The following is a 24,691-nucleotide window of genomic DNA, read 5'->3' as shown; positions in this document are numbered from 1 at the left end:
TCTACCTCCGCTGGAACTCTGGGCTCATCATTAAAAGGGTCAGGGCCTGATGTTTACTCTCTGCACGCAGTACCTTAAGGCGATTATGCTCACTCATCTGTGAGTTCAGTGCGGTATTCATCGCCAGTTTGACATCAGCTCGGCTTTGCTTAGCGTACATTTGTGCCCAATCCGCTCGTGCTAATAGGCTACTACCACTCATCCAGTCCATCTGCTCATCACTAAAGCCCTTTGGACTGCCGGCGGTAAAGGGAACTTGACCCAATTGATTGAGAGAAAAATAGAGACGCTTGCCGGTGATCTTACTGTTCGGAATTGAACGAGAAGTGGAGATAACAAATTCTCGTGGAGTCTTAAATTTTTGTGGTGCTTGCCAAGCAAGGTCATTCTCCACCAAGGCCTGCATCACCTCAGCGAGGTTACCCTTGCTCTTCTGCCAAACCGTGATTAAATCAGAAACCAGTTTAGGATCAGGCTCATCGGCAACATAGTGACGGGCAAGCTTGGTACACAGATGGCGCGCGGTATTCGGGTGTCTAGCAAGGTCTTGTAGCATCTTCTTGCCTTGCGCCTCTCCCTTTTGCGAATAACTTACACCCAGTAGGGTTCGACTGCCCGGCTCATGTCCAAAGTCACGATAAACATAACCCGTTTTGCCTATGCTCCATCCCGTAATTCCTCGAGCCAGTTCAGTGACATCCTGCTGGGTATATCCACCATCAACACCTAGGGTATGCAGCTCAAGGATCTCTCTAGCTAGGTTCTCATTGAGTCCTTTTTTTCTGCGCTTACCAAAACGGGAATTCGGACCAAAGGATTGAGCATTATTGAGATACACCAGCATCGCCGGGTGCTGCTCTACTGCCAATAACATATCCTCAAAGCGGCCCTGTAGATGTGGCTGTATGGCCTCACGCTCTAGGGTTGGTGCAAGGGCTCTCATCATGGCGCCACCATTAGCAGAAACGCTGAAGTGATTGGAAAAGAACTCAAGCAGCCTGTGCTTGGCCGGATTATCCGTGGCTATTGCCACCTGTAATGAATCCAAACTGTAACTGCGGTAAGCTTCACGCATCCACTTGGTCATTTCATCTCTCAGCTGATCCAGCTTTTCAGGATCAGAGGCCTTTAACCCGCGCGTGGACTCTCTGAAGTTGGCATTCTTAGCGACAACCTGCTGCGAACTCGGCTCTGTCACCTTGAACTCGATATTGATATCCGCCCTATATTGACGCAATACCCAAGCCTTAGGGTCTTTAGCAATCGTATTCAGCTCATCAGGCTTAGGCCCAAAACCAAAGCGGTGACTGGCAATGACAGATGCATCCATATCCATTTCCTAATTTCGAATCCATACCCAAAAATCTAGGCAAGCCCCAACTAAGATGCGAGGCACTTTACCTAACTTTACGTCTTCAGAGCCTCACAAAACAGCTTCTTCTTGCTAATCTGAATGAGTTAAATATACTGTATATATACACAGGTATTTAGCTATGCAAAACATCATAGATCTATTAAAACGTAAGCAGTTGATTTGGCAGGGTTCACAGCAAAGCAGTGAGCAAAGCTTTCAGCCATCTTACTTCCCAGAATGGGACCAACAGCTTAAGGGCTTTCCAAAAACCGGTGTGGTAGAGGTGCAATCCCCCACTGGTATTGGTGAGTTACGTCTGCTGACACCAATGCTTCAAGCCACTACCCAAGAGCGCCTGGTGGTATTAATTAATCCACCAGCCATGCCTAGTGCCCACTATTTTCAGTCTCAAGGAATAGACTCAAGCAAGGTTCTTATCTTACAGCACGATGAGCATGCCCTTTGGGCTACCGAGCAATCACTAAAGAGTGGTTGCTGCGCCTGTGTTTGTCTATGGCACTCTCAATTAGAGGTACATCAAGCAAGGCGCCTTCAAGTAGCCGCTGAGCAAGGGCAGGCACTGAACATACACTTTAATCTGGATGAACATAATCACGCTTCACTACCTATTCCTTTGAGTGTCACCCTTCTACCTAGTGAGAATGGCCTCAAGATACAGGTGAATAAACGCCGTGGTGGCTGGCATCCCAACCAGTTTCAGGTGGACTTTCAGCAGTATTGGCCAGAGCTCTGCACTCAAAAACCAGAGCATCAGGTTATTCCGTTTCCACTTCGCAGGCAGAAGCAGGCATGAATCTATGGCTCTATCTTCACTTTCCTAGCTTACAACTGGACACCTTGTTTGCTGAGAAAGACCACTCCCCTATCTGCATCATAGAGCAGCATAAGGTAGTGCAAGCAAATCAAAGCGCCTTAGAAGCAGGCATACAATTAGGTACGGGACTCGCCAGTGCAGCCTCTCTCTGCTCAGAGCTTCAGGTGGCGGCCTATGAGCCCGAATTTGAGCAGCAACGTCTGCTTGAAGTGGCTCAATGGCTGTACCTCTATACCTCAGATATCACGCCGTTTCCGAATAAGGGTTTACTGCTCAAGGTCACGGGTATGCTCACCCTATACCGAGATCTTGAGAGCTACTGGAAGGTAATCTCCAAGCACTTAGATAAGCTAGGGCTGACCTATCATTACGCCACGGCCTATTCACCTTTGGCGGCCAAACTGCTTGCTGAGGTCGGAGCAAATCGTATCAGTGACACCAAGGAGCAAATAGATAGACAGCTATTCGCAGAGCCTATCCAAGCCACTGAACTCAGTAATAGCAATATTGAAAAACTGAACCGCATCGGTGTGCGTAGTCTAGAGCAGTTGCTTACTCTCAATATGACCGAAATAGCCAGGCGCTTTGATATCCAAGTGGTAAATTATGTTGGGCGTCTGCTTGGACAGTTCAAGCACCCAATGCAGTTTTATCATCCACCCGCCCACTTCTCTCAACACCTAGTACTGCTGTATGAGGTAGAGCATACCGACTGGCTACAAAAGCCTTTGGCTCGACTATTGAGCCAACTAGAGCAGTTCCTAAAGCTCAGGGATCAGGTGGCCTATGAGATAAAACTGACTCTAGTACAGCGCGATAAGACTGAGCAAGAGGTGCGCTTTTACTCGGCTATTGGTGATTATCTGGCGGCTAAATGGCAACAACTTACCAAGCTCACCCTAGAGTCGGTAACCCTCAAGGCCCCTATCACCTCACTAGAACTCAGTGTAGAGCGTATGGGCGAGACGCCAGCTAATCATAAAGACCTGTTTGATAAGCATCACCAAGCTATGTCTCCGCTGGAGCTGGTTTCTCAACTGCAAGCCAAGCTCGGGAAGGGCGCCATACAAGGTATACAAGCCAGCCCTGACCCTAGGCCGGAAAATAGCACTCAATATGTCGAGCCATTACAGGATCAAGCATCAACCACAACAAGCAAAAAGTTGCTGCGCCCGAGTTTTATCTATAAAGAACCTAAACCCTTAGATCAAAGGGTTAATATCTTACATGGACCAGAACGCATCCACACTGGTTGGTGGGATGGAAACAGCGTAAAGCGCGACTATTTTATCGCCCGAGACGAGCAAGGACGTTGGATCTGGGTTTACCGCACACCAGAAAAAGCCTGGTTCGTACAGGGCCTATTTAGCTAATGAACACCCAAACAACGCGATACGCTGAACTCTTTTGCCAGAGTAATTTCTCCTTTCTCACCGGTGCCTCTCATCCAGAAGAGCTAGTGATGCAGGCAGACTTTCTTGGCTATTCTGCCATCGCCATCACGGATGAATGCTCCCTTGCAGGGGTAGTGCGTGCTCACACTGCCATTAAAAACAATAAGCTCAATATCAAACAGATAGTGGGGAGCATGTTTTGGCTAGATAAAGAGTGTCAGTTTATCCTGCTCAGCCCTAACCAAGAGGCATACGCTGAGCTTGCTCGCATCATAAGTAATGCTCGCAGGCGCAGTGAGAAAGGCAGTTATAGCCTATCTCAGTGGGATCTCCTCTCTATCAAGCACTGCCTGATCATCTGGCTTCCCTTACACCAAGATAGCGACACTCATTGGGCCGAGTGGCTAACCAAGCATCATGCACAAAGGCTATGGCTTGGGGTGCAGCGCCATCTCAACAACAACGATAAGGCGTACCTTCACCATTGTCAGACACTGGCGCATACCCATCAGATCCCGATTACCGCCTGTGGTGGCGTACTGATGCACAACGCTACCCGCCTTGCCCTGCAACACACATTAACCGCCATCGGCGAAAACACCACTGTCGATAATATATGTGAGCACCTACTCACCAATGCAGAGCGGGCGCTTAGGGGAAAGAACAAACTAGCTAAGCTGTATAACTCAGAGTGGCTCGAAGAGAGTGTAGCTATCGCTAATCTATGTGAATTTAATCTGGGAAGCCTAGGGTATCAATACCCTTCAGAGATAGTACCTGAGCCACTTACGCCTATTCAGTATCTAAGGAAGCTAGTAGAGCAAGGTAAGCAGAGCCGTTTTCCACAAGGAGTTCCGCAACAGGTGGCGCAGACCATAGATAAGGAACTCGATCTTATTGAAGAGCTAGGCTACGCACACTTTTTTCTAACCATCCATGATGTGGTCATGTTTGCGAAGAGCAAGGGCATCCTCTATCAAGGACGCGGCTCGGCAGCTAACTCTGTGGTCTGTTACTGCCTTGAGATCACCTCGGTCGACCCTAGGCAGATCTCTGTGCTGTTTGAGCGCTTTATCAGTAAAGAGCGCAATGAGCCACCCGATATAGACGTAGACTTCGAGCACCAAAGGCGTGAAGAGGTTATTCAATATATCTATCAAAAATACGGACGCGAGCGCGCGGCCCTAGCGGCAACAGTGATCAGCTATCGCCTAAAGAGTGCTATCCGAGAGGTAGGCAAAGCGCTCGGTATCGATGAAACCCAGCTGGATTTCTTTATCAAGAATATCAACCGTCGTGATAAAGGACTGAACTGGCAGGCACAGATCATGGAGCTTGGTTTAAAACCTGACTCTCTTAAAGGAAAGCAATTTATCCAACTGGTAAACGAGATCATTGGCTTTCCTCGCCATCTCTCTCAGCACGTAGGTGGGTTTGTGATCTCATCGGGCCCCTTATACGAGTTGGTGCCAGTAGAAAACGCGGCCATGCCAGAGCGGACCATAATCCAATGGGATAAAGACGATCTCGAGAGCCTTGGTTTACTCAAGGTAGACGTACTTGCCCTTGGCATGCTCAGCGCCATCCGTCGCTGTTTCCAGCTTATTGAGAAACACCATAACCGGCAGTATAGCATTGCCGATATCACTCGATTACAAGATGATCCTAAGGTCTATGGCATGCTACAAAAGGCCGATACGGTTGGGGTGTTTCAGATAGAGTCCCGCGCCCAGATGAGCATGCTACCTAGGCTTAGGCCACGCTGTTACTACGATCTAGTGATACAGATAGCCATAGTCAGACCCGGCCCTATACAGGGGGACATGGTGCACCCTTACCTCAAGCGTCGTGATGGTCTAGAGGCCATCACCTACCCTTCGAAAGAGGTGGAAAGCGTTCTAAGCCGAACCTTAGGTGTGCCTATCTTCCAAGAGCAGGTGATTAAGCTGGCCATGGTTGCGGCAGGATTTAGTGGTGGTGAAGCAGATCAACTGCGCCGTGCAATGGCAGCATGGAAAAAGAATGGCGACCTAGTGAAGTTCAGAGATAAATTGGTTTCTGGCATGCTGTCACGTGGCTATGAAGTGGATTTTGCTGAACGTATCTTCGAGCAGATATGTGGCTTTGGTGAGTATGGTTTCCCAGAGAGTCATTCTGCCTCTTTTGCCGTACTCGCCTACTGCTCTGCTTGGCTGAAATACTACTACCCCGCGGAGTTCTATACTGCGCTGTTAAACAGTATGCCTATGGGCTTCTATTCCGCATCACAACTGATACAAGATGCCAGAAGGCACAAGGTTATAGTGCATCCGGTGTGCATCAATGCCTCTCAAGATGAGCATGCCGTGGTCAAGATAAATGGGATAAGTCAGATACAACTAGGCCTTAAATTGGTTCGCGGGCTCTCTGAGCTTGCTCGCAAACAATTGATCGCTGCGCGTCCTAATCAAGGCTATACCCAACTTCAGCAGATCAAGCATCTAGGCATCAATAAGCAGCAATTGCAGGCGCTGACCTCTGCCAATGCCCTACACAGTTTAGGGGGTAATCGGTACGCCACTCGCTGGCAATTGATGGACTCAAGCTCAGATCTCCCCCTGTTTCGCGACGTGCAGGATTCCAGCGAGGAGTATCCATTTGCTATCAATGAGTATGACGAGCTGGTCGAGGACTACTCAGCAACAGGACTGTCTCTTAATCAGCACCCTATCACCCTGTTAGATAAGGCTGGCAAGCTGGGACGCTTTACCCGACAAAGGGATCTACAACAGATCAGACATCACAGCATGGTAACGGTTATTGGTGTGGTCACTGGTAGGCAATCACCTGGCACTGCGGGAGGTGTAACCTTTTTTACCCTTGAAGACGACACCGGCAACATCAATGTGGTGGTATGGCAAGCCACTGCCAGAGAACAAAAACAGGCCTATCTCACCTCTAAGATACTTAAAGTAAAAGGGGTGATCGAAAAAGAGGGAGAGGTGATTCACATCATAGCGGGTCAGCTTATCGACCTGAGTGATGAACTGGCTCAGCTTTCTAGTCGCTCAAGGGACTTCCATTAGGGTCTATTGACCTAATAAATAATGAGAATATAGATTAGTAAACGCCCTAGCTAGGTAGAAGCCAATATACTGTTTCTTTCAGTATTTAAGTCGTTAACTGCCCTGCTATGCCAAACAATCACCTCACCATTAAGACTCTCGCTGCGTTGCTATGTGCATCCCTAGCAGTGCCAAGTTTCGCCTCAGGCTTTAGACAACATGGCGCTCATGTACACGGCTTTGTCACCTATGATATTGCTCAGGATGGTGAAGACTTGTTGATCGATATCTATGCAGCTGGCATGGACATAGTGGGCTTTGAGCATCCAGCCAATAATGCTGATGAAAAGAAAGCAATTGATACTGCAAATACACTTCTAAACGACTACTCATCCATTATTGATATTAGTCCAGAGGCGAGATGCTCAGTCACTGACAGCAAAGTAAGCTTAGTGAAGTCCCCATTGACTCCGTCAGCAACCGAGGGAGCACACAATCCTTTTGTCGAGCACAGCACTCACTCCAGTTTCGAGATCAAATATCAGTTCCACTGCCAGAAACCCGAGCAACTCAGCGAGATCAACACTGCTTGGTTTGAGCACTTTCCATCAACCAAGGCCATATCGGCAAATTATTTCACCGACACCGCGCAAAACGCCACCGAGCTAGACAAAGACCACACCAATATCCGCTTAAATAGCTAGGGTCTGTTGACCTTTTGCGGTTGACTTTTGCTCGAGTCAGAAACGATTTAATCGCGGCGAGGTCCTTGCAGCCTAGTCATCTAAGCAAAAGGGGCTCAACAAAGAGTAAATCGTTTCTGGCCGAGCCCCCGGGTAGCGTTTGTTGGGCATTTCTACCGCGTTAGACACTTTTCATGTAGAACCACTACACCTAAAAGTGCCTGCCTTGTATAAATACCCAACAATTCGCTACAAAAACGAACTCAAAAGGTCAACAGACCCTAATGTGCTCTCTACACTAAGAGAAGATAGGTGACACGCCATAGGTAGGCACCACCATGAGTAATATGCCTATGGTGATCAAAAACAGCCCTGCCAAGCTTCTCGCCAAGGCCGGGAAGGTTTCGCTGCCCCCCGACACCTTAGTGTAATACTGGATTACCTTTCGGCCTGTAACGGTCAAAAAAGCGATTGTCGAGGTGGTGATCGCCGTACCTATTGCCATTAGAAATGCACCGATTACGCCAAGCCAATACAGGTGTGTCAGGTTTGCAAAAAACAGTACTAAGATAGCGCCAGAACAAGGTCTTAATCCTATGCTCAGGATAATCATCAGATACTCTTTGGGTTTAGAGATGGTATTTAACTCTGAAGCATCTGCAGAGTGCTTATGCCCACAGCCACAATTTGGTCCATGGTGGTGATGCTTAGCCTTGCTTGAGACATACAATCTCTTTATCGCAGTGTAGATAAGCTGAGTACCCAGCAGACACACCACCACACCACTATAGGTTGCAAACTCGGTTACAGTGGCATTGAGCTTACGCATGGTTTGATGAAACACAAAGACAAAGGTACTCACCAATATCACCGCCACCAGAGCCTGAACCACAGCGGAGCAGATAGTAATAAAAATACCCGATTTAAGCTTAGTGTCGTTGGTAGCGAGATAAGTGCTGACCACTACTTTGCCATGCCCTGGGCCAAGGGCATGCAGTATCCCATATAAAAAACAGACACCTAAGATAATAAGGTCAGCTTTGGTATCACCGGTATAAAACTGCTCGGTGAGATAATCTAGATAGACTTTTTGGAAGTGGATACTCTTGATCAGAATCGTAGGCCAAAGTAACCAAAGTGCAGCGATTACCAGCGTTAGTACAACAGAGATCAGCAGAATAGGCTTAGTGATACTCTCTGCTTTGGGTGAAGCGGTAAGCGGAGTGATTTTATTTATCTTCATAGTGACAACTGAAGTTAAGAGTTTGAGTGAATACTTTACCCAACTGATAATCTGGACTCGCATCGACTGGGAGTGTCATGGCTTTATTCACCTGTGCCGCCGTTGGATGCGGCTCAATTAGGGTAGACGAGCAATTCCCCTCTAGCCCTTTAGAAAACTGCACATCACTAGCCGAATCCCAGGACATATCCACATAGTAGGTAGGATCAAAGATGCGTAGAGCCAGGGGTTTGCCGTGAAACTGATAGGGTTTATCTAACAACAGAGTAAAGTCCAAGATAGCCTTACCCTTTTCAACCCTTAGCGTTTCGTCAGAGACCTTTTGGTAGTCTAATGAATGCTTAGCTTCGTCCAAGTAGGTAAAGTTATGGGATGGCGACATGTTGTTGATAATGGATTTCGCTATCGCCTTAAGGGTCTGCTGTTGATGGTGAGGCGACATATCCTCACCATCAAACAAGTAGGCCGTTGTCATCCTATCGAACGTCCATTCCATCTTAAAACCATCAATGGTTTGGTTATTCCCCAGTATCTGAGTTTTGGTGTCTATCCACGAGTGCGGATGAGCCAATGCTGAACCAGAAAAGGACAAGCCTAATAAAACTGCCATAATGGCTCGCAACTGGATATTGATAGGATGCTTCATCGGGTGCCTACTTCATGCTGTTCGCCATCACGGTTACGTTGTGCTTAAACGCTTTTACATAAGTGTTGGCTACATCAGATTGAGACAGAGCTTCAGGGTATAGCTCGCCGCCAACCTTGGCACCCGTCGCGGCGGCAACCTGCTTAACCAAGCGTGGATCGGTTTGGTCTTCCATAAAGTAGGTGGTTACCTTCTCCGCTTTGATCTGATTAATAAGACCTGCGACATGTTGTGAACTCGCCTCTGACTCAGTCGAGAAGCCTTGAGGCGCCATAAATTCAACACCGTATTCAGCACCGAAATAGCCAAAGGCATCGTGGCTAGTCAAAACCTTGCGCTTTTCCTTTGGAATCGCTTTAAAGGTGTCTATGGCCCAAGTGTTCAGCTCATTTAGCTGCTTGATATAGGCCTCACCGTGCTGTTTAAAGTAATCCGCATCTTCTGGATCAGCCTTAATCAAGGCATTCATTACATTGGTGGCATAGGTCACACCGTTCGCCATACTGTTCCATGCATGAGGATCGACCATCTTCTCACCGTCATCAATCATGCTGCGAGTCTGAATGCCTTCCGATGCGGTAATCACATCTCCCTTATAACCTGAGGCAGAAACTAGGCGATCAGTCCAGCCTTCTAGACCAAGGCCGCTGACGAATACCACGTCTGCTTTGTTCAAGGTAATGCTATCTTGTGGAGTTGGAGAGAAGGTATGAGGATCGCTTCCCGATCCAATCAAACTGGTTACCTTGACGTGCTCGCCACCCACCTGCTGCACAATATCACCTAGCACGGAGAAGCTCGCTACAGCATTCACCGTACCTGCCATAGCGGCACTGCTAGATACAAGCGCTAGCGTTACACCAGCAAGTTTTAATAGTTTCATAGAGATTCCCCTAATAAGAATTGAGCCAACTACTGCCTTAGAATTCCTTTTTTACTTCCGCAAAAAATAGACAGTATGAAAAAAAACATGGCGACCAATATAATTGCCGGACCGGCAGGAATTGACTGATACCATGACCAAGTCAATCCCAATATCGAACTCATAACACCAAACGATATTGCTAACGCCAGCATAATAGGCAGTCGATTAGTCCAGCAGCGAGATGAAATAGCAGGGAGCATCATAAGACCCACAGACATTAACGTCCCTAGAACCTGAAACCCAGCTATTAGATTTAATACAACCAATCCCATAAACAACGCATGAAAATAAATGGAATATTTATATGAATAGGTAGAAAAAAAGCTTGAATTAAAAGACTCATATACAATAGCTCGATAGAAAAGAGCTAAAATAATTAAGGTAATAGTGACTACTACGCCAATAAAAATAAGCGCACCGTTATCTACCGCTAATAAAGAGCCAAATAACAGGTGTAAAAGGTCGATGCTGTTCTTGCGATAAGAGACAATAACCACACCTAATGCCAAAGAACCTAAATACAAACCTGCAAAGGTCGAGTCTTCATTGAGCCTGGCTTGTTTACTTAGCCAACTAGAGGTAAGGGCAACGAATAGTCCAGCAAAAAATCCGCCTAGGCCCATATAAAACAAAGACATACCAGCAAACAGATAACCAATCGCCACCCCTGGTAGTACCGCATGAGAAAGGGCATCCCCCACTAAACTCATGCGTCTTAGCAATAGAAAGATACCTAAGGGAGGCAGGCTAAATGAAAGAACAATACACGCCATAAGAGAGCGTCGCATAAAGCCAAATTGAATGTAGGCATCAAATATATGCATCGACATTAGCAGTGCACCTTATGTGAAGAAGCAACGCCCTTGTTGAAGGAGACGCAGCCCTGCTTAATATGGATAATGTCTGTAAAGTGACGCTCGACTAACGATATATCGTGCAGTACCGCGATTATGGTTTTACCCTGCTGATGCAGATCGATAATCAACTCAAGAAGCAACTTTTGCGTCTCTTCATCAATACCGGCAAAGGGCTCATCCATCAGCATTATTGGTGTGTCTTGCACTAATAGCCGTGCAAACAACATCCGCTGAAATTGTCCACCGGAGAGTTGGTCAATACTGGTCTTTTTCAGATCTAAGATGCCTACCTGCTGCAGTGCATTGTTTACTTTGTGTATTTCTCCTGATGTCAGGCGCTTAAGTATGCCTTTCCTAGGCCAACACCCCATAGAAACCACCTCGAACACATCGATGGGAAAGTCTCTATCTAGATTTGATTGCTGGGGCAGCCAAGCGATACCACTGTGCATACCAGAGCTGAATTCAATGTTGCCGGATATAGGTTCAGTAATGCCGCATATTGATTTTAGTAGGGTCGACTTACCCGCCCCGTTTGGACCTATGATGGCGGTTAAACTCGCCTTAGTGATAGTTCCGTTTATCGCCTCGGTAACTGGGCTATTTTGATAACCGATAACAAGATTATTAAAAAATATCATGCTAAAGCCACCGCCCATTTAATGCCCAGCCACAGGCAAGCCAATATCAAAACCAATCCCGCTACACGACCTAACGCCGATAGAGATATTAAATAAGTGTCATATTTGTGGTTTTGATTACTATTCATTGACTCTGTTGATACTGATGACTTAACGAAAAATGTTACAACATAGCATCTACATTTATCCGCTTGGCTACAACGAACGGTTTTTAAACCGAACAAAAGACAATAAATAAAATCAATATAAGTGACTGATTTTATTAGAAAGCAACAATTAAACTCTTATATGTTCAATCTAACTTTCCTTGAATGGTTCTAATATTTATGATTTCCATCACAAATAAGATATATGCAACCGCACCAATAAATATGAATATTAATCCATATAAAAAGGCATATATCACAGGATATATGCCTTTTTATCGACCAGAGTTTTAAACTAATTAAAGTCTTGAGTAATAAAATCTATACCAGTGGCGCCATTTTTAGTGACGACCTTGAAGGACAAACCCGTAGTGCTTAAATCAGACATCTCATTCTGACAGTGACCTGCATGGCCAACAAAGCTATTAGTACCTGCATTATTAAATGTTGGGCTTTTAGGATCAGCATTCTTTACATCTGTATATCCGAAAATCGCTTTTAGAGCCCCTTCAAAGGGAGTTGCCCCATAGGGTGTTACTGAAAACGCGTTCTGTGCACCACTCTTAACGATAAAGTGCCCCTGCTTGTTCCTTGCTTGTTGCTCTAAAGTATTCTGCATGGCGTTGTGATAGGTATCATCACTCCAAGCCAATGGCGAGTTTGCTTGCTGCATGCCTGCTGGAAAACCACCATGCCCCTCACAATAGCGCTTACTTGAGCGGGCACAGTTAACCGCAATCATGGTCTGGACCTTTTGGCTATCAAGGTCAAAGCCTGTAGGAATATTGACGATTCGACACCACTTCTGGCTAGCAGATGCACCACCACCAAACACAGTGCCATCCAAAACTGCATCAGGGTCTAACGAATTGAAATCAACCATCTCAGGGGGGAGTTGGTCATAAACGACCTTACCTTGTCTATCCAGAGTTAAAAAGTCCTCTCCGGCATTCTTAGAAGCCTGTTGCCACTGTGCCAGCCATGCTTTACCAAATAACTTCTCTACTCGAGAAGCCATACTGTCTATGAGCCATTGATTTGCTCTCAAAGTGCGATGTTGCAGAAGGTCTCTAACCTCGCCGGAATCAAAGATAAAACCACTATTTAGATGAGCACTCTCGAACCTGTAAGACGCAACTTTATGATTGCTAGCACTGCACCCGTTCGAATATTCGTATTCGGTAATCGTGCCATCAACTGTCATACCATCGCTGTCTACATCTACAGACATAGAGTCAGACTGGTAGCAGTGCCAATCGTAGACCGAGCTCGAGGGTGAACCACCGTCGGTAATAGTCAGTGGTTGGTTATTATCGAAACTAAGATCCGCTTGTGCAGCCGTTAACCCATTGAACGCCTTATTTGGTATTAGCAGTCTAGCTACACCTGGTCCGGTGCTGGCAAAGGGCAAATCGCTTGCCGTCATATCCTTTACCGTCAGGTAATAAAGGGTATTCAAGGCATCAGACAAGGCAGAGGTAGACATCTGCGCCTGAGGTGAGCCTTTTTGTTTTCCATGATGTTGATTACTAAAATCCCATCCGTCGTTACAGCCATTTAGTAGCGCCAAACAAAACAGGCACACTAAGCCTCTAGCCAAATTCATAATTTTCCCTAATCATTAAAAAGCGCGTAGCTTAAACACCAAATCAGTGACTTAGGGAGGTTGAAGCTTTGATCTCAGTTTTGGAGGCACAAAAAAAAACCGCCCGGTTGAAGGCGGCTATTTCATCTCTCATCACATTAAGCGCGTTTGTGATGGATTCGACCTCTTTCTTGGCTATCGTTCATGATCTCGCTGTCCATTTCTTTGCTTTCATAAGCTTCGATCATTGAATCATCTGCCATTGGTTTTGAACTGTGGCCTCGCATGTCATTGCTGTTGCCTGAACGATTCTCTGCAATCAAAATGCTAGAGCCAAATAGGTCATTAAATGAAGGTGCCTCGGCAGCCGATACCGCTGGAGCGAATGCTACGACAAGTGAAGTAATAACAGTAACTTTTAGGTTCATGTGAACGCCCTCTTAAACAGTGTTAAAGATTTGAGCGCCCCTATTTTCCGTACCGCGATGCCACGTTGCCAAAGTTTACACTTCCTTGGTATCAACTCGGCTCAACCTAGAGCTAGGGACTGGGAGTACTTACGGTTCGAAATCTTTATTGGATCAAGATCCCACTTTTCTCCGCATCAACTGGACAAATAACACCCATATTGACCTCTCAGATAATGAGACCTAGGTCACAGTGAAAAACTTTCAAAAATAAAAAAATCCACCGCTAGGGTGGATTTAAACAATTGATTTAGTTGAGATTAGCTATCGTCTTCAGTGAAGTTTGTCGGTAGTGTTTTCTTCATCTCATTCCAGATCTGTGCACTGTCCATACCGTAGTGACGAACAAGGGCAGGAATCGCATCGCGCTGACCCTCTTCACACACTCTCAGCAGGTCCTTGTAGAACTTAAGTGCTAAATCACGCGCTGCTGGGTTAGAGAAGTAGTAAGCACCAACACGGTCATACAGCTTACGCAGACCATTAAAGATCAAGCCGTAGATCTGGTTGCCAGAATGGAAGGCTAAGTGCTGGAACAACATGTAATCGTAATAGTTGAAGGTTTTAGCGACCAAGATAGCATCACGCTTCAACTCGTCCTTCTCGTTGTCCTCTTTCACATTTTGCGCGATCTTATCGGCAAACGGAAAGCTCTCCATAAAGGCAGCATGAGACTCTGCTGCAACTAGAGCTTCACATGAATCGATCACACGGCGTATGGTCTCTTCAGACTGCTCTTTATTTACCTTAAATGCATAACGCATAAAGATAGGACTAATATTGGTGCGCGCTGCAAGCAGGTCTTCAACGATGCTAGTTGCGTTGTCTGCATCCAGTGTCATCAAGGTATCTAGGATATGCAGACCTGAAGTCTCCATAAACTGATTTACCTTAGTTGGTTTACCGTGCTGAATGGTTAGCCAACCATCACGCGCTAGACGCTGAAGCACCTCACGTAGAGTAGTACGTGTTACACCAATCAGTTCAGATAGTTCGCGTTCAGCGGGAAGAATTGAGCCTGGAGCGAAACGGCCGTTCCAGATGCTCTCGATAATGTATTTTTCTGCAAAACCGGCAGGGCTCTTTGCCTTGATTACCATGTTAGGTTTATTTTTTTGATTCAATTTAAACTCATCATACCACTTTAATCACGTTTGTCTAAACCAGAGCAAAGTAAGTTGTGAGTTAAATCATTAACGGTTCTAAGTCATTAGCCAGACTGATTTTAACAACAGAAATTTTAAATAATTATCCTCAATTTCAAACAAATCATATGTAGTGCCAAAATCAGCCAGATACACAATACACCGTACAATTGTATGACTATTGAAATATTTAACTTATCTAAAAAATTAACACATATCGTTATTAATCAATAACTTACATATAAAATATTGTTGTCAATTCAAGATACCTAGTAAACACACCCAATAAATCCCCCAGATCACCAAAAGAGCACAAAAACCCTAGAAAAAGGCTCTTTTTATGTGTTTTTTATCATTAACACGAGCTAAATCACACTATAGTGTTGACTGATTTTTTTATAAGCGTAAAGTTGCGCAAAATCACGGTGAGTCATGAGTCAAAGAAACGCACTCTTTTGCTGATTGCTCACCCGCTTTGCAACTATCAAACCTAAAGAGAAGTGTTATGCCGTTGAGTCTAGGAAACGCTTTTATCAAGAACTTCCTTGGTAAAGCGCCAGATTGGTACAAGGTTGCCATCATCGCCTTCCTGATCATTAACCCTATTGTGTTCTTTTTTGTCGACCCCTTCGTTGCGGGCTGGCTACTAGTTGTTGAATTCATATTCACTCTAGCTATGGCACTTAAATGCTACCCACTACAGCCTGGTGGTCTGCTTGCTATTGAAGCAGTAGCCATGGGGATGACCACACCCGAGTTGGTAAAACACGAATTGGTTGCCAATATTGAAGTGCTATTGCTACTGATCTTTATGGTTGCTGGCATCTACTTTATGAAGCAACTGCTTCTGTATATATTTACCAAGATACTGCTTGGCATCCGCTCTAAGATCCTTCTTTCTGTCTCTTTCTGTGCGGCGGCAGCTTTTCTATCTGCATTCCTAGATGCACTGACGGTAATCGCGGTAGTGATCAGCGTAGCGGTAGGTTTCTACTCTATCTATCACAAGGTAGTATCGGGCAAGGGCACAGCCAGCAGCCACGACCACACCAAAGATGAGCACCTTAACGAGCTAACTCGTGAAGACTTGGATGACTATCGTGCCTTCCTTCGTTCACTGCTAATGCACGCAGGTGTAGGTACCGCGCTTGGTGGTGTAATGACCATGGTAGGTGAGCCACAAAACCTGATCATCGCAGATCAAGCAGGTTGGGAATTTGGTGAGTTTATTGTGCGTATGCTTCCAGTAACTCTACCTGTTTTCTTCGCGGGTCTGCTTACTACAGTCTTTGTAGAGAAGTTTAAGATCTGTGGCTACGGCGCAGAGCTTCCAGAACATGTACGTAACATCCTGGTAGACTACGACCGCGAACAAAAGCAACGTCGTACTAAACAAGATGTTGCTAAGCTTTGGGTTCAAGGCGCTATCGCTGTATGGCTTATTGTAGGCCTGGCGCTTCACCTAGCGGCTGTAGGTCTTATCGGTCTTTCGGTTATCATCTTTGCAACGGCCTTCACTGGTATTATCGAAGAGCACGCGCTTGGTAAAGCGTTCGAAGAGGCTCTGCCGTTCACCGCACTTCTAACCGTATTCTTTGCCATCGTTGCGGTAATCATTGAACAAGACCTATTCGCTCCAGTGATCGACGCAGTACTGGCGGTTGAAGACCAGAACTCTCAGCTGGCGCTGTTCTATGTAGCTAACGGTTTGCTGTCTATGGTTTCTGACAACGTATTCGTGGGTACTGTATACATCAACGAAGTTAAAGATGCGCTTATCAAAGGCGTTATTGACCGTGAGCAGTTTGACCTTCTAGCGGTGGCTATCAACACAGGTACTAACCTACCATCGGTAGCAACGCCAAACGGCCAAGCAGCCTTCCTATTCCTGCTAACCTCGACCCTAGCACCGCTTATCCGTCTGTCTTATGGCCGCATGGTAATCATGGCGTTTCCATACACTGTAGTGCTAGCAATTGTGGGTATGATTGGCATCATGTTCTTCCTAGAACCTATGTCGGCAATGTTCCTAGATATGGGTTGGATCAGCGATAAGCCTATCCCTATGGACAATGCGGTACTGCCTGCAGGACACCACTAAAATCTGTGGCCCTTTGCATTCATTTTTGTAGGGAATTGTTGGAACTCTTTACCGAATAGATGTACTAAAAAGGGACGCATCAAGCACAATAACTGAAACCGGCGTTTACTCGCCGGTTTTTTATTTTTAAACTGATTTTAGTTTAGTGGGTTCGGACGCCCGATTTAGGAACAATTAATGCTCGATTCTCTGTATCAATTCTCTCGCAACCGTCTATCTTGGTTGCTGCTTCTTCTCGTAATTATCGCCCTAGAACTTTGCGCACTCTACTTCCAACACGTCATGATGCTGGCGCCTTGTGTTATGTGTATCTACGAGCGTGTGGCCATGTTTGGCATTGGCTTTGCCGCCATCATTGGCATGATAAACCCAAAGAACAATGTGCTTAGGTTTGTTGGTCTTGCAGGCTGGATAACCTCTAGCTTTAAAGGTTTGCTCCTTGCATTAGAGCATGTGGACTATCAATTCAATCCATCTCCATTTAAAACCTGCGATATCTTTGTGAACTTCCCGGATTGGGCACCCCTCAACCAATGGGCACCTTGGCTGTTTGAAGCCTATGGAGATTGCAGCAAGATCGTTTGGCAGTTCCTAGACCTATCAATGCCACAGTGGCTCGTGATCATCTTTGGCATCAGCCTAGTGTTCAGCGTGCTGTTTTCAGCCGTTCAACTGGTTGGGCTTAAGAATCGATAAAACAAAAAACGCTCCGATGGTATCGGAGCGTTTTTTTAGGTCTTAATTATTCGGCTAGATGCTGCTTCAGCACCTGCATCACTCCATCGTCGTAATTACTTGGAGCGGAGAATCTGGCTATCGCTTTCACCTCTGGGTGGGCGTTCGCCATAGCATAAGAGTAGTAGCTTACCTTCAGCATCTCGATATCATTTAGATAGTCACCAAAGCTCATTGTTTGTTGTTCAGTGAAGTCAAAACGGTTTTGCAGTTGCTTGATCGCATCACCTTTGGAAGCACAGATATTCATCAGATCTAGCCAGATACGACCGCTAATTACCACTTGGTGAGTTTGGGCAAACTTAGGAGCGAGTGTAGGATAAACCAGCTCCTCGGTGCCACCGAAATGGCAAACTGCGACCTTGATAAAGTCATCTTCTATCGAAAGTACATCTTCAACATATTCGCATCTATGATAGTAATGTTGGATCTCTTCAAGCGCTACAGGGTCCTGTGTTTCAATATAGGCAGAACGCTTACCGCACAGAACAAGATAGGCATTGGGGATCGCTCTAACTGCATTTACTATTTCTACGATTTCTTGTTTTGGCATAGTCGCACTATACAGCTCTTCGCCTTTATGCATCACAAAGGTGCCATTCTCAGCTATGAATAGCATCTCATCTTGCACCTTCTCGAAGGTATCTCGCAAACTGTAGTATTGACGACCCGATGCAGCCGCAAACAAGATGTTATTGTGCTTCAGCTGTTCAAACACACTAAAGAAGTCCTTAGGTAGCTCGCCGTTTTCATTTAGCAAAGTTCCGTCCATATCCACGGCGACGAACTTAATTTTTTGTTGTGTCATAAGCCTACTTATTACTGTTTATCTAAAAGGATTTGGGCAACTGGTCGGTAGACCAAGCGATCATTGAGGTGAGTGCTTTGCATTAAAGCAACCGCCTTGGGGGCTACTCTCATCTCTGGCCCATTAAGCTCTGAAACCGGCACCTTGAGGCGCAGATTTCGGCCCAAGGTAATATGTGGACGATACTCCCTGTCCTCAATACTAAAGCCAAGATTTATTAAACGCGCTCTCAGATCAGACTGCAATTGATGGAGGCTCGGGTCCTCAACCACCCTAGCCCAAACTAAGCCTTGCTTAAATCGCCCAAAGCCGGCCAATGTTAGAGTATTGGGCATATCAGGTAAGCCGAGAAGTTGCTGCTTTAATATCTCTACCTTACCATCGTCTTTAACCTCACCGATGAAATCTAAGGTAAGGTGTAGGTTGTCCTGACGCACCAAGCGGCCACGATACCTCTGCGCTCGCAACAACTCTTGAAGCTGAGCTATCTCTTCTTGGACAGCATCATCGAAGGTTAAGGCATAGAACAGGCGCAATCTCTCTCCTACTAGCATAAAAAAGGCCAGTCGTTTGACTGGCCATGCTATTAACTCTTTTCGGTATTACTGGATACCAACGATCAACCAAGGTGCGTTTGGTTGAGTTAGGTCACGCTCAAGGTGCCAAACATCGTTGATGTCTTCTTCAATACCTTCCACGGCATCGCGATAACGACCCGTAAATTGTAGGCTAAGTTGCGCTTTAGAAGCGTCGTAGTCCGCACGTACAATCTCAGCATCCACATACATAACATCGGTATGTTGCTCACCCGCATAAGAAGCACGTTCTGCTTTTAGCTCGGCAAACAGAGCAGGCGCTACGTATTCTTCAATAGTGTGCAGTTCATTGTGGTTCCAAGCGCCTTGCAGAATACGGTAGTGCTCACGAGAACCGTTGATAAATGCAGCGTGGTCAAAACCCGGTGGATAGTTGTGTGGAACGTCAGATTGAGCGTTAGCACCGAAGCCACCTTGGAAAGCGTTGTTGCCAGAGTTGTTAGTTTGGAAACCTTGATCAGCCTGCTGACGGAACTGAGCGTCGTGCTGAGGACCGTTTGAGTAAGCTGGACGTTGCTGATTCATACTGCCCGCTTTTGCACCCAGCATGCCACGTAGGAACTTGAACAAGAAGAAGGCAATCAAACCGATGATCAGGATATCCATGAATTGGATACCTTCAAACGCGCCACCAAAGAAAGCAGCGAGCAGGCCACCCGCCAACAGACCGCCTAGAAGGCCACCCATTAGGCCGCCCTTTCTAGAGGTTGGGTTTTGTGTGCCCTTGTTGTTGATCGAGTTAGTGTTGGTTGGATTTGCCTTCGGTGCAGGAGCCGTTTTAAAGCTCTTACCAAAAGATTTACCACCGCCGAATCGTTTAGCTTCTGTTGCTGGTGCGAACACCATAGAAACAGAGACTAGCACCATCGCCATGATAGAAAAAATTCGTTTCATAATGTCTCTTCACTTTTGAATTTCAGCAATATTACCTATTAGAGCTCAACAATTAAACTTGGTTTCATGTTTCAAATGTTAAATTTCTTTGCAACCTTGCTCTATTTCACACTATTTTTAATGCAGTAATAGAATATACATTATTCTAAATAGAACTTTGTAGTCTATACAGAAGGTTTTGTCGCATAGCCGTGCTTTGATAGCTATCATGGACGCTTTCGCTAACCAGCCCTTTAAAATTAAGCCATGCAACATATTTCAGCAAAGCACCTGCCCTTTTTTCTCGCTCTCATAGCGTGCTTTACACCTTGGCTACATTCTCCTTCCGCTTTGGTTTTAGGTCTTATCCTGTCACAGCTCGGATTGGTTCCTAACACCCTGCCTATCTCTAAGTGGACCAAGAAGCTTTTGAGCTACTCCATCATAGGGTTGGGCTTTGGTATTTCTTTGTCTGAAGCCTTTCAAGCCACTAGCAGTGGTATCGGACTTATCGTCACCACTATCTTTGTTACCCTGATTCTGGGAACTTGGATCGCTTTAAAGATAGGGCTTGATAAAAAGACGGGCTACCTTATCTCAAGCGGTACTGCTATCTGTGGGGGAAGTGCAATCGCGGCAGTTTCTCCGGCTATCAATGCCAACGCCAACCAAACTGGTTTAGCCCTTGCGACTGTGTTTGTGCTCAACTCTATTGCACTGTTTATCTTCCCTGTTATCGGCCATGCTCTAAACATGGACCAACACACCTTTGGTATGTGGGCCGCCATCGCTATCCATGACACCTCGTCGGTAGTGGGTGCTGCAGGCGCCTATGGTGAGGAAGCGTTAAAAACAGCCACTACGCTTAAGCTTGCGCGCGCCCTGTGGATCATCCCTGTTGCTTTGATGAGTGCTTGGTATTTCGGTAAAGGCAATAAAAAGATTCAGGTGCCTACCTTTATCTTCCTATATATCGCTGCCGTGGTGGTAAGTGACCTGCTTCCCCAGTTTCAGGCGGTGTATGATGTGACCTTCTCTATTGCTAAGCAGACTCTGGTTGCCTGTCTATTCTTAATTGGTTCGGCTATCTCGCTAGAGCAGGTCAAAGAAGCGGGTATGAAGCCTATGCTATTTGGTATTGGTCTTTGGATTGCCATTTCAGTGGGTTCCCTGCTCTGGCTTCTATAACACCTTGTCGTACTGACTCGGTGTCACCCTAGACTTCATTCTTAGGCTCGCCTTTTTCGGTGAGCCTAATTTGTATGCGCCAAACAGAGCAAAGCCATACCCTAGCGCTTCCGCTATCGAACCTACCAAGCCTTCATTAAGTAGCGCCACAATCAAGCAGCTTGCCACCAATGCCCATATCCATTTCATAATTCATTCCAAACTGCCTTGTTGGAAGGAATTATGCGCTTGTATAAGGCTTTGAAAAAATTCCCTTTTGCTCTATCTCATAACAAATTCGATTATGAGTTGCTCAAAAACTACTTAGATATTCAGCCAGTTTCTTACGCGAAACCTTGATGCCTTGGGATAAGAATTTTGGTGGTATCAGATGGTAGTCTTGCGGGAGCTTGAACCTTTGCAGGGTTCGCGCACAGTGATTTTGAAGCTCTTGTTTCAATTCTTGGTTAAGCTCATCAGGCCCCAAAATCATAGCGACAGGTCTATGACCAAAGGTGACGTCTTCAACTGGAATAATAAAAGCCTGCTCAACATCAGGATGACTAAGAAGTACTCTCTCTATTTCTTCACAGTGAATGTTTTCGCCACCGGAGATGAACATATTATCGGCACGACCAGCAATGCAAAGCTCATTACCTATCCAGTACCCCAAGTCTTTGGTATCAAACCAGCCATCTTTTAGAGTTAGAGGTGTTAACTCACCTCTTTGCCAATAGCCTTGGGCCAAGGTGTCACCCCTAACCCAGATCCTATCTTGCTCTAGTTTCAATTCACGATTAGGCAGAACTGTGCCAACACTATCTATCTCATTGACCTGTTTTGCTGTCACGGTAGAGGCCATCTCCGTCATACCATAGCCTGCCCAGGTTCTCACTCCAAACTTAGCGGCTTCGATAGCTAGTTGATGCGGAATGATGGCGCCACCGAGAAGGACAGTTTTAAGGTTACCCAAATTCCCTGAGTCCAAAGCTCGCTGCAATTGAGTCGGCACCATAGATGTGTGAGTAATGCCGTCAAGCTCAAGAGCCTTGCCCTGTTTGAGCTTTATGATGCAGCCCGAAAACAGCCAGCGCCATACAATCGCTAGACCAGAAACATGGAACATGGGTAGCGACAAAAGCCAACGGCTGGATGCGTCAAACATGAGCGCACCTTGGATACCACTGGCAGAGCTCAAATGGTTATGCACGCTGTGGGCGACAGCCTTAGGCTCTCCAGTTGAGCCTGAGGTAAAGATAAGGCTGGTGAGGTTTTGCTCGGAGTAGTTCTGCGTTTCAAGCCCCTGCTCTAAAGCAAAATCAATCTCTAGGGCTCCATCAAGTGTCAGAGATGTATTTGGGCAAAGGAATACAGCTTTTGCTCCAGAGGTTTGAATGCGCTTATCTAATTCAGGGGTAGGCAGTTCAGGTACTAGCGCACAGGTAACTCCCTGTTCGATGCAAGCCAGATAAACAAGGATCAATTCAAAGGAGCTGTGCGGTGTGATTGCCAACAGCACATCACCTTTAACAAAACCTTTTTCTTCAAGCTGTAGTTGAATTCCGCCGACATGCTGGGCTAACTGATGCCAAGTGAAGTCGCCCTTGTTACATACAAGGGCAAGGTTACTGGAGGCTTTTCTTACCGCTAGTGGGCTTTTACGCGTCACTTTGCTGGTGCCAAACCATGGTTTGCTCAGCAAGGCTAGCGATAGGCAATTCACTGCCTGGCCATGGGGTATGAAGCTGCTTTTGGAACAGCTGAAGGGTATCTAAGCCCGGTAAGGTCATTGGGGTAAACTGCTTAGCAAATCGAGCTAATTGGGTAAGACCTAAGCTAGATTCTAGGCTAGAGCTTACCACTGCAGTCAGACCAAGAGACTGCGCCTCTTCAATCAGATGAATACAGCGGTCGATATTCCCTACCAAGCTCGGCTTGATAACTATCGCCTTAGCACCGGTGAGTTGCCCAAAAGAGAAGTCAGGATTCTTCACTGCATTTTGCAGGGTTTCATCCCACGCAATCGCCATTCCGCTCTCTATAGCAAAGGTGATGCTATCGCTTGGCTTCAAGCATGGCTCTTCTAGAAAGCGAATACGTGAGCGATTATCCGGCTTCACATACTTGGCAAACTGATTCGCCTTTTCAAGACTCCAAGAACGGTTCGCATCTAATCGCAAATGAAGGTCTGGAATGGATTCTAGAAATAGGTTTACCAAGATGCCATCGCGGATAGGCTCATAAAGGCCAACCTTGATCTTGGCTATCTTCTCTCCCGGGAGCTGGCTTAGTGCAGGTAGCAGGTCGTCAGGGTCACCTGAGCAGAGCGGCGCAACCTGATAGAAGCCTTCTTCTCGCAGTAAGCCTTGCAGTTCATACTCCGCCATAGATAAACCCCAAGCCACAGATGGCAGGCTTGAATGACTATCTAGGGCTTCACCCTCTACCCATCTTGAAAGCCTAGAGACGGTCTCAGTGAATGCTTGGTCTAAGGTTTCGATACTAAAGCCAGGAAGCGGGGCAACTTCACCTAGGCCTGTTTTATTGTCCTCGACTAGCTCGACGATCCACCCCTCTCTTTGGGTCAGTTTCTTATCTCTCAATACCACCCCGCTGTCCATTGGCAACTGGTAGTGGTAAATATTAGCCTTTCTCATCGTTATTATTTTCCTAAGCTAAGTCTTCAGGGAAGAGTCTAATTCATCACTCAAAATCTGCGTCAGAACCGTGATAAATTTCTGTGGTTGCTCCTTGTGGGCATTGTGCCCAGCATCTTCAACTAGATGATATTTAAGACCAAATTCCCTATATAAATGTCTAAACTTGGTATCTTTCTCGCCTACCACAAACGCCATTGGTAAACCTTCCAATCTCGGCATCAAATAAGGCTGCTTAGCCAGTGAGCTTGCTCGCATCACCTTAGCTAGCGCCGCGCCACTATTGTGAGACCGCTCCTCCACCAACTTAGCTCTTTGAGTTTGAGTCAGGTGAGAGAAAACTGGCTGGCGATACCAATCCTCAAGAACCTCTGCAATGGGGTCATGGGTAAAGCGTTCAATCCAAGCGCTATCGTTGTGCCAACGCGTCTCTCTATCAGACCGGCGAAGCAGGCCAAAGTTTCCACCCTCAACCACCAGCTTACGAATATTCAAACTGGCGCACACTTGTGGGGTCAAACTGTACATGAGTACCCTTGCGCCAAGTGAATATCCCACCAGCACGAGGGGGCGTTTTGACTTCGTAAGAGGCTTGAGCGCTGAGAGTAGATAGGAAGAGAAATCATCCAAAGATTTTGGCTCTAGATCTTGGTTTTTACCGTGACCTGGAAGGTCAATACAGTGCCCCTCAGCCCAACTTGGTAATTGAGAGATCACCTGACTCCAGTCTTCACTGCTACCCAGAAAACCATGCACAAATACAATATTGACCTTGGTACGCTTGCTCAT

23 protein-coding genes are annotated in these 24,691 nt (G+C 46.2%); 7 read left to right on the top strand and 16 right to left on the bottom strand.

Annotated elements, in window-relative coordinates:
* Position 1: 1 nt before the first annotated feature.
* The gene (locus tag Pcarn_RS03800; RefSeq protein ID WP_261835063.1) at positions 2–1,330 is read right to left on the bottom strand and encodes a DUF1800 domain-containing protein; all 1,329 of its coding nucleotides are present in this window, start codon (positions 1,328–1,330) and stop codon (positions 2–4) included.
* Between the two features lie 163 nt (positions 1,331–1,493).
* On the opposite strand from Pcarn_RS03800, the gene imuA reads away from it, so the two are divergent.
* The 4 genes from imuA (at position 1,494) to Pcarn_RS03780 (ending at position 7,331) form a co-directional block, all read left to right on the top strand.
* A complete protein-coding gene (imuA, locus tag Pcarn_RS03795) occupies positions 1,494–2,168 on the top strand; it encodes a translesion DNA synthesis-associated protein ImuA (protein ID WP_261835062.1) in 675 nt (224 codons plus the stop codon).
* On the top strand, positions 2,165–3,562 hold the full coding sequence (locus Pcarn_RS03790) for a Y-family DNA polymerase (protein WP_261835061.1): 1,398 nt from the start codon (positions 2,165–2,167) through the stop codon (positions 3,560–3,562). The genes imuA and Pcarn_RS03790 overlap by 4 nt, the downstream gene beginning before the upstream one ends.
* The gene (locus Pcarn_RS03785; protein ID WP_261835060.1) at positions 3,562–6,648 is read left to right on the top strand and encodes an error-prone DNA polymerase; all 3,087 of its coding nucleotides are present in this window, start codon (positions 3,562–3,564) and stop codon (positions 6,646–6,648) included. Before Pcarn_RS03790 ends, Pcarn_RS03785 begins: the two co-directional genes overlap by 1 nt.
* Before the next feature lie 107 nt (positions 6,649–6,755).
* Entirely contained in the window at positions 6,756–7,331 is a 576-nt protein-coding gene (locus tag Pcarn_RS03780; RefSeq protein WP_261835059.1) for a DUF2796 domain-containing protein, read from the top strand.
* Between the two features lie 277 nt (positions 7,332–7,608).
* Here Pcarn_RS03780 and Pcarn_RS03775 read toward each other — a convergent pair whose 3' ends face one another.
* From Pcarn_RS03775 to fadR, 8 genes are all read right to left on the bottom strand, one after another.
* Entirely contained in the window at positions 7,609–8,553 is a 945-nt protein-coding gene (locus Pcarn_RS03775; protein WP_261835058.1) for a nickel/cobalt transporter, read from the bottom strand.
* Positions 8,540–9,163: a DUF1007 family protein gene (locus tag Pcarn_RS03770; RefSeq protein ID WP_261835057.1), complete on the bottom strand. Its 624-nt coding sequence runs from the start codon at positions 9,161–9,163 to the stop codon at positions 8,540–8,542. Before Pcarn_RS03770 ends, Pcarn_RS03775 begins: the two co-directional genes overlap by 14 nt.
* A 43-nt stretch (positions 9,164–9,206) precedes the next feature.
* Positions 9,207–10,082, bottom strand: a complete 876-nt coding sequence (locus tag Pcarn_RS03765; protein ID WP_261835056.1) for a metal ABC transporter solute-binding protein, Zn/Mn family — start codon at positions 10,080–10,082, stop codon at positions 9,207–9,209.
* Positions 10,083–10,111: 29 nt separating this feature from the next.
* Positions 10,112–10,954 (bottom strand): metal ABC transporter permease, encoded by an 843-nt coding sequence (locus tag Pcarn_RS03760; RefSeq protein ID WP_261835055.1) that lies wholly within the window; start codon positions 10,952–10,954, stop codon positions 10,112–10,114.
* Positions 10,954–11,622, bottom strand: coding sequence for a metal ABC transporter ATP-binding protein (locus tag Pcarn_RS03755; RefSeq protein ID WP_261835054.1), 669 nt, complete (start codon positions 11,620–11,622; stop codon positions 10,954–10,956). The genes Pcarn_RS03760 and Pcarn_RS03755 overlap by 1 nt, the downstream gene beginning before the upstream one ends.
* A gap of 441 nt (positions 11,623–12,063) precedes the next feature.
* Positions 12,064–13,374 (bottom strand): hypothetical protein, encoded by a 1,311-nt coding sequence (locus Pcarn_RS03750; protein WP_261835053.1) that lies wholly within the window; start codon positions 13,372–13,374, stop codon positions 12,064–12,066.
* A gap of 137 nt (positions 13,375–13,511) precedes the next feature.
* The gene (locus Pcarn_RS03745) at positions 13,512–13,781 is read right to left on the bottom strand and encodes a hypothetical protein (protein WP_261835052.1); all 270 of its coding nucleotides are present in this window, start codon (positions 13,779–13,781) and stop codon (positions 13,512–13,514) included.
* A gap of 299 nt (positions 13,782–14,080) precedes the next feature.
* Entirely contained in the window at positions 14,081–14,920 is an 840-nt protein-coding gene (gene fadR / locus Pcarn_RS03740; protein WP_261835634.1) for a fatty acid metabolism transcriptional regulator FadR, read from the bottom strand.
* A gap of 550 nt (positions 14,921–15,470) precedes the next feature.
* Here fadR and nhaB point away from each other — a divergent pair.
* Together nhaB and dsbB are read left to right on the top strand one after the other, a co-directional pair.
* Complete coding sequence (gene nhaB, locus Pcarn_RS03735) at positions 15,471–17,066, top strand: Na(+)/H(+) antiporter NhaB (protein WP_261835051.1); 1,596 nt, start codon at positions 15,471–15,473, stop codon at positions 17,064–17,066.
* Between the two features lie 177 nt (positions 17,067–17,243).
* Complete coding sequence (gene dsbB, locus Pcarn_RS03730) at positions 17,244–17,762, top strand: disulfide bond formation protein DsbB (protein WP_261835050.1); 519 nt, start codon at positions 17,244–17,246, stop codon at positions 17,760–17,762.
* A gap of 46 nt (positions 17,763–17,808) precedes the next feature.
* Here the strand turns inward: dsbB and Pcarn_RS03725 are convergent, their stop codons facing one another.
* The 3 genes from Pcarn_RS03725 to Pcarn_RS03715 form a co-directional block, all read right to left on the bottom strand.
* On the bottom strand, positions 17,809–18,609 hold the full coding sequence (locus tag Pcarn_RS03725) for a Cof-type HAD-IIB family hydrolase (RefSeq protein WP_261835049.1): 801 nt from the start codon (positions 18,607–18,609) through the stop codon (positions 17,809–17,811).
* Between the two features lie 11 nt (positions 18,610–18,620).
* Complete coding sequence (gene thpR / locus Pcarn_RS03720) at positions 18,621–19,145, bottom strand: RNA 2',3'-cyclic phosphodiesterase (protein WP_261835048.1); 525 nt, start codon at positions 19,143–19,145, stop codon at positions 18,621–18,623.
* A 66-nt stretch (positions 19,146–19,211) separates the two neighbouring features.
* Positions 19,212–20,099 carry a Tim44 domain-containing protein gene (locus Pcarn_RS03715; protein ID WP_261835047.1) on the bottom strand — a complete coding sequence of 296 codons (888 nt, stop codon included), beginning with the start codon at positions 20,097–20,099 and terminating at the stop codon, positions 19,212–19,214.
* Positions 20,100–20,345: 246 nt separating this feature from the next.
* On the opposite strand from Pcarn_RS03715, the gene Pcarn_RS03710 reads away from it, so the two are divergent.
* Positions 20,346–21,266 carry a YeiH family protein gene (locus tag Pcarn_RS03710; protein ID WP_261835046.1) on the top strand — a complete coding sequence of 307 codons (921 nt, stop codon included), beginning with the start codon at positions 20,346–20,348 and terminating at the stop codon, positions 21,264–21,266.
* Here Pcarn_RS03710 and Pcarn_RS03705 read toward each other — a convergent pair.
* The 4 genes from Pcarn_RS03705 to menH all read right to left on the bottom strand — a co-directional run bounded on the left by Pcarn_RS03705 (position 21,261) and on the right by menH (position 24,691).
* The gene (locus Pcarn_RS03705; protein ID WP_261835045.1) at positions 21,261–21,455 is read right to left on the bottom strand and encodes a hypothetical protein; all 195 of its coding nucleotides are present in this window, start codon (positions 21,453–21,455) and stop codon (positions 21,261–21,263) included. The two genes, Pcarn_RS03710 and Pcarn_RS03705, sit on opposite strands and share 6 nt — an antisense overlap.
* A gap of 103 nt (positions 21,456–21,558) precedes the next feature.
* On the bottom strand, positions 21,559–22,914 hold the full coding sequence (gene menE, locus Pcarn_RS03700; protein WP_261835044.1) for an o-succinylbenzoate--CoA ligase: 1,356 nt from the start codon (positions 22,912–22,914) through the stop codon (positions 21,559–21,561).
* Positions 22,904–23,902 carry an o-succinylbenzoate synthase gene (menC, locus tag Pcarn_RS03695; RefSeq protein WP_261835043.1) on the bottom strand — a complete coding sequence of 333 codons (999 nt, stop codon included), beginning with the start codon at positions 23,900–23,902 and terminating at the stop codon, positions 22,904–22,906. The genes menE and menC overlap by 11 nt, the downstream gene beginning before the upstream one ends.
* 18 nt (positions 23,903–23,920) lie before the next feature.
* Complete coding sequence (menH, locus tag Pcarn_RS03690; RefSeq protein ID WP_261835042.1) at positions 23,921–24,691, bottom strand: 2-succinyl-6-hydroxy-2,4-cyclohexadiene-1-carboxylate synthase; 771 nt, start codon at positions 24,689–24,691, stop codon at positions 23,921–23,923.

Origin of the sequence: Vibrio ishigakensis, from assembly GCF_024347675.1 — a bacterium.
GTDB classification, from domain to species: Bacteria; Pseudomonadota; Gammaproteobacteria; order Enterobacterales; family Vibrionaceae; genus Vibrio; species Vibrio ishigakensis.
Note: the sequence above shows the minus strand (reverse complement) of the source record. Positions and strands in the feature narration are given on the sequence as shown.

What these genes read in the sequence shown, in the direction of transcription:
- Pcarn_RS03705 (WP_261835045.1), bottom strand. Translation starts at nt 21,455, where the DNA reads ATGAAATGGATATGGGCATTGGTGGCAAGCTGCTTGATTGTGGCGCTA.
- Pcarn_RS03775 (WP_261835058.1), bottom strand. Translation starts at nt 8,553, where the DNA reads ATGAAGATAAATAAAATCACTCCGCTTACCGCTTCACCCAAAGCAGAG.
- dsbB (WP_261835050.1), top strand. Translation starts at nt 17,244, where the DNA reads ATGCTCGATTCTCTGTATCAATTCTCTCGCAACCGTCTATCTTGGTTG.
- Pcarn_RS03770 (WP_261835057.1), bottom strand. Translation starts at nt 9,163, where the DNA reads ATGGCAGTTTTATTAGGCTTGTCCTTTTCTGGTTCAGCATTGGCTCAT.
- Pcarn_RS03790 (WP_261835061.1), top strand. Translation starts at nt 2,165, where the DNA reads ATGAATCTATGGCTCTATCTTCACTTTCCTAGCTTACAACTGGACACC.
- Pcarn_RS03785 (WP_261835060.1), top strand. Translation starts at nt 3,562, where the DNA reads ATGAACACCCAAACAACGCGATACGCTGAACTCTTTTGCCAGAGTAAT.
- fadR (WP_261835634.1), bottom strand. Translation starts at nt 14,920, where the DNA reads ATGGTAATCAAGGCAAAGAGCCCTGCCGGTTTTGCAGAAAAATACATT.
- Pcarn_RS03745 (WP_261835052.1), bottom strand. Translation starts at nt 13,781, where the DNA reads ATGAACCTAAAAGTTACTGTTATTACTTCACTTGTCGTAGCATTCGCT.
- menC (WP_261835043.1), bottom strand. Translation starts at nt 23,902, where the DNA reads ATGAGAAAGGCTAATATTTACCACTACCAGTTGCCAATGGACAGCGGG.
- Pcarn_RS03765 (WP_261835056.1), bottom strand. Translation starts at nt 10,082, where the DNA reads ATGAAACTATTAAAACTTGCTGGTGTAACGCTAGCGCTTGTATCTAGC.
- menH (WP_261835042.1), bottom strand. Translation starts at nt 24,691, where the DNA reads ATGAGCAAGCGTACCAAGGTCAATATTGTATTTGTGCATGGTTTTCTG.
- Pcarn_RS03780 (WP_261835059.1), top strand. Translation starts at nt 6,756, where the DNA reads ATGCCAAACAATCACCTCACCATTAAGACTCTCGCTGCGTTGCTATGT.
- Pcarn_RS03715 (WP_261835047.1), bottom strand. Translation starts at nt 20,099, where the DNA reads ATGAAACGAATTTTTTCTATCATGGCGATGGTGCTAGTCTCTGTTTCT.
- Pcarn_RS03755 (WP_261835054.1), bottom strand. Translation starts at nt 11,622, where the DNA reads ATGATATTTTTTAATAATCTTGTTATCGGTTATCAAAATAGCCCAGTT.
- Pcarn_RS03800 (WP_261835063.1), bottom strand. Translation starts at nt 1,330, where the DNA reads ATGGATGCATCTGTCATTGCCAGTCACCGCTTTGGTTTTGGGCCTAAG.
- Pcarn_RS03710 (WP_261835046.1), top strand. Translation starts at nt 20,346, where the DNA reads ATGCAACATATTTCAGCAAAGCACCTGCCCTTTTTTCTCGCTCTCATA.
- Pcarn_RS03750 (WP_261835053.1), bottom strand. Translation starts at nt 13,374, where the DNA reads ATGAATTTGGCTAGAGGCTTAGTGTGCCTGTTTTGTTTGGCGCTACTA.
- Pcarn_RS03760 (WP_261835055.1), bottom strand. Translation starts at nt 10,954, where the DNA reads ATGTCGATGCATATATTTGATGCCTACATTCAATTTGGCTTTATGCGA.
- imuA (WP_261835062.1), top strand. Translation starts at nt 1,494, where the DNA reads ATGCAAAACATCATAGATCTATTAAAACGTAAGCAGTTGATTTGGCAG.
- Pcarn_RS03725 (WP_261835049.1), bottom strand. Translation starts at nt 18,609, where the DNA reads ATGACACAACAAAAAATTAAGTTCGTCGCCGTGGATATGGACGGAACT.
- nhaB (WP_261835051.1), top strand. Translation starts at nt 15,471, where the DNA reads ATGCCGTTGAGTCTAGGAAACGCTTTTATCAAGAACTTCCTTGGTAAA.